This window comes from Pseudomonas sp. GW456-12-10-14-LB2 (assembly GCF_002884345.1).
Lineage (GTDB): Bacteria > Pseudomonadota > Gammaproteobacteria > Pseudomonadales > Pseudomonadaceae > Aquipseudomonas > Aquipseudomonas paraglycinae.
Genome location: NZ_POHV01000108.1, coordinates 1 through 288 on the forward strand (window position 1 = coordinate 1; position 288 = coordinate 288).

Genomic DNA, 288 nt, shown 5'->3' on the forward strand with positions numbered 1-288 from the left:
GAGGTGACGCGGGCGCCGCTGGGAAGCGACGACGCGCCCGATTTCGCGCGGCGCGCGGCCGCCCGGGGCGAGGGGACCGACCTCTACCGCATCGTGGTCCGGCCCGATTCCGACACCGTGCTGGCCTACGGCGAGCGGCGCAGCCTCGAGGCGGGCATGCGGGTCGAGGCCGACATCGCCCTGGAGAAGCGGTCGCTGTACCGCTGGCTGCTCGATCCCGTGGCGCATGTCCGGGAGAGCCTCGCCCTCGTCACGCGCGGCGGCCTCGACGCCCTGCCGGTCCGGAAG

The 288-nt window shown here is 75.3% G+C and carries 1 pseudogene; it reads left to right on the forward strand.

Features of this window, described 5'->3' with window-relative positions:
* Nucleotides 1–288, forward strand: a pseudogene (locus C1X29_RS29820) (hypothetical protein); the annotation flags it as partial.